Here is a 5,392-nt window from a genome sequence, read left to right as displayed (position 1 = left end):
GTACTATTGATTTTAAACTGAAGAGTTTGATCATGGCTCAGATTGAACGCTGGCGGCAGGCTTAACACATGCAAGTCGAGCGGGGGAAGGTAGCTTGCTACTGGACCTAGCGGCGGACGGGTGAGTAATGCTTAGGAATCTGCCTATTAGTGGGGGACAACATCTCGAAAGGGATGCTAATACCGCATACGTCCTACGGGAGAAAGCAGGGGACCTTCGGGCCTTGCGCTAATAGATGAGCCTAAGTCGGATTAGCTAGTTGGTGGGGTAAAGGCCTACCAAGGCGACGATCTGTAGCGGGTCTGAGAGGATGATCCGCCACACTGGGACTGAGACACGGCCCAGACTCCTACGGGAGGCAGCAGTGGGGAATATTGGACAATGGGCGGAAGCCTGATCCAGCCATGCCGCGTGTGTGAAGAAGGCCTTTTGGTTGTAAAGCACTTTAAGCGAGGAGGAGGCTACTAAGATTAATACTCTTGGATAGTGGACGTTACTCGCAGAATAAGCACCGGCTAACTCTGTGCCAGCAGCCGCGGTAATACAGAGGGTGCGAGCGTTAATCGGATTTACTGGGCGTAAAGCGTGCGTAGGCGGCTTCTTAAGTCGGATGTGAAATCCCCGAGCTTAACTTGGGAATTGCATTCGATACTGGGAAGCTAGAGTATGGGAGAGGATGGTAGAATTCCAGGTGTAGCGGTGAAATGCGTAGAGATCTGGAGGAATACCGATGGCGAAGGCAGCCATCTGGCCTAATACTGACGCTGAGGTACGAAAGCATGGGGAGCAAACAGGATTAGATACCCTGGTAGTCCATGCCGTAAACGATGTCTACTAGCCGTTGGGGCCTTTGAGGCTTTAGTGGCGCAGCTAACGCGATAAGTAGACCGCCTGGGGAGTACGGTCGCAAGACTAAAACTCAAATGAATTGACGGGGGCCCGCACAAGCGGTGGAGCATGTGGTTTAATTCGATGCAACGCGAAGAACCTTACCTGGTCTTGACATAGTAAGAACTTTCCAGAGATGGATTGGTGCCTTCGGGAACTTACATACAGGTGCTGCATGGCTGTCGTCAGCTCGTGTCGTGAGATGTTGGGTTAAGTCCCGCAACGAGCGCAACCCTTTTCCTTATTTGCCAGCGGGTTAAGCCGGGAACTTTAAGGATACTGCCAGTGACAAACTGGAGGAAGGCGGGGACGACGTCAAGTCATCATGGCCCTTACGACCAGGGCTACACACGTGCTACAATGGTCGGTACAAAGGGTTGCTACCTAGCGATAGGATGCTAATCTCAAAAAGCCGATCGTAGTCCGGATTGGAGTCTGCAACTCGACTCCATGAAGTCGGAATCGCTAGTAATCGCGGATCAGAATGCCGCGGTGAATACGTTCCCGGGCCTTGTACACACCGCCCGTCACACCATGGGAGTTTGTTGCACCAGAAGTAGGTAGTCTAACCGCAAGGAGGACGCTTACCACGGTGTGGCCGATGACTGGGGTGAAGTCGTAACAAGGTAGCCGTAGGGGAACCTGCGGCTGGATCACCTCCTTAACGAAAGATTGACGATTGGTAAGAATCCACAACAAGTTGTTCTTCATGACGATGTATCTGAGGGTCTGTAGCTCAGTTGGTTAGAGCACACGCTTGATAAGCGTGGGGTCACAAGTTCAAGTCTTGTCAGACCCACCATGACATACTCATACGATACATTGATCTAAATGATAAGCTGGGGACTTAGCTTAGTTGGTAGAGCGCCTGCTTTGCACGCAGGAGGTCAGGAGTTCGACTCTCCTAGTCTCCACCACGTATTCATTCGAATACGTAGTAAGCAAACGAGTTGATAGCTTATAGAGCTTAGTAATAAAGCTGTGTATACTGCACGCCTTGATTATTAAGCTCTGTGATTTATCACAGTTGACTGCGATCTGACGAAGACGTAGTGAATCATTAACAGCATATATTTGAGTTGAAATAATTTGTTCATACTCATAGAAAGAGCGGAAACGAAATAACGTAAGTTATTAAGTTGAAGTGATTGAAATGAGAACTAGCGAAATTAACTGAATCAAGCGTTTTGGTATATGAATTTGAATTGAAGCTGTACAGTGTTTAGATACACAGTACTTCAAACTGTAATGTTGAACGATCTACTTGTAGGGTCGAACGACTGTTTGGGGTTGTATAGTCAAGTAATTAAGTGCATGTGGTGGATGCCTTGGCAGTCAGAGGCGATGAAAGACGTGATAGCCTGCGAAAAGCTCCGGGGAGGCGGCAAATATCCTGTGATCCGGAGATTTCTGAATGGGGGAACCCACCTATCATAAGATAGGTATTGCAACATGAATACATAGTGTTGCAAGGCAAACGCGGGGAAGTGAAACATCTCAGTACCCGTAGGAAAAGAAATCAATTGAGATTCCCTCAGTAGCGGCGAGCGAAAGGGGAAAAGCCCATTAAGTTATGTAAGCTTTAGTGGAATGCTCTGGGAAGTGCAACCATAGTAGGTGATAGTCCTGTACACGAAAGGGCTTACATGATGATGTCGAGTAGGGCGGGGCACGTGAAACCTTGTCTGAATATGGGGGGACCATCCTCCAAGGCTAAATACTCCTGACTGACCGATAGTGAACCAGTACCGTGAGGGAAAGGCGAAAAGAACCCCTGTGAGGGGAGTGAAATAGATCCTGAAACCGCATGCATACAAGCAGTGGGAGCATCTTCGTGATGTGACTGCGTACCTTTTGTATAATGGGTCAGCGACTTACATTCAGTAGCAAGGTTAACCGAATAGGGGAGCCGTAGAGAAATCGAGTCTTAATAGGGCGTTTAGTTGCTGGGTGTAGACCCGAAACCAGGCGATCTATCCATGAGCAGGTTGAAGGTGAGGTAACACTTACTGGAGGACCGAACCCACTGTCGTTGAAAAGCCAGGGGATGACTTGTGGATAGGGGTGAAAGGCTAATCAAGCCTGGTGATAGCTGGTTCTCCCCGAAAGCTATTTAGGTAGCGCCTCGGACGAATACCATTGGGGGTAGAGCACTGTTTCGGCTAGGGGGTCATCCCGACTTACCAAACCGATGCAAACTCCGAATACCAATGAGTACTATCCGGGAGACAGACTGCGGGTGCTAACGTCCGTAGTCAAGAGGAAAACAATCCAGACCGCCAGCTAAGGTCCCTAAATCATAGTTAAGTGGGAAACGATGTGGGAAGGCATAGACAGCTAGGAGGTTGGCTTAGAAGCAGCCACCCTTTAAAGAAAGCGTAATAGCTCACTAGTCGAGTCGGCCTGCGCGGAAGATGTAACGGGGCTAAAACTATGTACCGAAGCTGCGGATTTGCAATTTATTGCAAGTGGTAGGGGAGCGTTCTGTAAGCCGATGAAGGTGGATTGAGAAGTCTGCTGGAGGTATCAGAAGTGCGAATGCTGACGTGAGTAACGATAAAACGGGTGAAAAACCCGTTCGCTGAAAGACCAAGGGTTCCAGTCCAACGTTAATCGGGGCTGGGTGAGTCGACCCCTAAGGCGAGGCCGAGAGGCGTAGTCGATGGGAAATTGGTTAATATTCCAATACTTCTGTGTAATGCGATGAGAGGACGGAGAAGGTTAAGTCAGCCTGGCGTTGGTTGTCCAGGTGGAAGATTGTAGGCATGTATCTTAGGCAAATCCGGGGTACTCTATGCTGAGAATCGATAGCAAGCTAGTTTACTAGCGAAGTGGCTGATACCATACTTCCAGGAAAAGTCTCTAAGCTTCAGTTACACAGGAATCGTACCCGAAACCGACACAGGTGGTCAGGTCGAGTAGACCAAAGCGCTTGAGAGAACTCTGCTGAAGGAACTAGGCAAAATGGTACCGTAACTTCGGGAGAAGGTACGCTGCCGGCGGTGATAGGACTTGCTCCTTGAGCTACTGGCAGCCTCAGAAACCAGGCCGCTGCAACTGTTTATTAAAAACATAGCACTCTGCAAACACGAAAGTGGACGTATAGGGTGTGATGCCTGCCCGGTGCTGGAAGGTTAATTGATGGGGTTAGCGTAAGCGAAGCTCTTGATCGAAGCCCCAGTAAACGGCGGCCGTAACTATAACGGTCCTAAGGTAGCGAAATTCCTTGTCGGGTAAGTTCCGACCTGCACGAATGGCATAATGATGGCGGCGCTGTCTCCAGCAGAGGCTCAGTGAAATCGAATTCGCCGTGAAGATGCGGTGTACCCGCGGCTAGACGGAAAGACCCCGTGAACCTTTACTGCAGCTTGACATTGAACTTTGATCTTACTTGTGTAGGATAGGTGGGAGGCTTTGAAGTAGAAACGCCAGTTTCTATGGAGCCGTCCTTGAAATACCACCCTGGTAATATTGAGGTTCTAACTCTGCTCCATTATCTGGAGCGAGGACCATGTCTGGTGGGTAGTTTGACTGGGGCGGTCTCCTCCTAAAGAGTAACGGAGGAGTACGAAGGTGCGCTCAGCGTGGTCGGAAATCACGCGTAGAGTATAAAGGCAAAAGCGCGCTTAACTGCGAGACCCACAAGTCGAGCAGGTACGAAAGTAGGTCTTAGTGATCCGGTGGTTCTGTATGGAAGGGCCATCGCTCAACGGATAAAAGGTACTCTGGGGATAACAGGCTGATACCGCCCAAGAGTTCATATCGACGGCGGTGTTTGGCACCTCGATGTCGGCTCATCTCATCCTGGGGCTGAAGCAGGTCCCAAGGGTATGGCTGTTCGCCATTTAAAGAGGTACGCGAGCTGGGTTTAGAACGTCGTGAGACAGTTCGGTCCCTATCTACCGTGGGCGTTGGAAATTTGAGAGGATCTGCTCCTAGTACGAGAGGACCAGAGTGGACGAACCTCTGGTGTACCGGTTGTGACGCCAGTCGCATCGCCGGGTAGCTATGTTCGGAAGGGATAACCGCTGAAAGCATCTAAGCGGGAAGCCTACCTCAAGATTAGATTTCCCAAGGACTTTATGTCCTCTAAAGAGCCGTTGAAGACTACAACGTTGATAGGTTGGATGTGGAAGTACGGTGACGTATGAAGCTGACCAATACTAATTACTCGTGAGGCTTGACTATACAACACCCAAACAGTTGGTGTTGTGGTTCAAATCATGACAAATAACTTGATTTAGTTAGATAAAACGCTAAACTGCACAAATTAAAGAAACTCAAATAGCTGTTAATAACTTCTTTGACCAAGCAAAGGCACGCAAACAATACATGCGAATAAGACCTAAGCAAAGTCACAACAGTTGTGCTGGCGACAATAGCAAGAGTGAACCACCTGATCCCTTCCCGAACTCAGAAGTGAAACCTCTTAGCGCTGATGGTAGTGTGGGGTTACCCATGTGAGAGTAAGTCATCGCCAGCTCATTATTCTAAACACCCCCTT

The 5,392-nt window shown here is 49.2% G+C and carries 2 tRNA genes and 3 rRNA genes; all 5 read left to right on the top strand.

The features are described from left to right. Positions 1 to 14: 14 nt before the first annotated feature. The 5 genes from AC1M84_RS14175 (at position 15) to rrf (ending at position 5,371) form a co-directional block, all read left to right on the top strand. A 16S ribosomal RNA gene (locus AC1M84_RS14175) occupies positions 15 to 1,552 on the top strand. Positions 1,553 to 1,613: 61 nt separating this feature from the next. Beyond that, a tRNA-Ile gene (locus AC1M84_RS14170) sits at positions 1,614 to 1,690 on the top strand. Positions 1,691 to 1,729: 39 nt separating this feature from the next. Then, positions 1,730 to 1,805 (top strand) — tRNA-Ala (locus AC1M84_RS14165). Positions 1,806 to 2,184: 379 nt separating this feature from the next. Then, positions 2,185 to 5,076 (top strand): 23S ribosomal RNA (locus AC1M84_RS14160). Between the two features lie 180 nt (positions 5,077 to 5,256). Then, positions 5,257 to 5,371: ribosomal RNA gene (gene rrf, locus AC1M84_RS14155) — 5S ribosomal RNA — on the top strand. The 16S, 23S and 5S rRNA genes sit together here with 2 tRNA genes alongside, the layout of an rRNA operon. The last annotated feature ends 21 nt before the right edge of the window (positions 5,372 to 5,392 follow it).

The sequence above is a fragment of the Acinetobacter sp. 24-47-66 genome (genome assembly GCF_056779755.1).
Note: the sequence above shows the minus strand (reverse complement) of the source record. Positions and strands in the feature narration are given on the sequence as shown.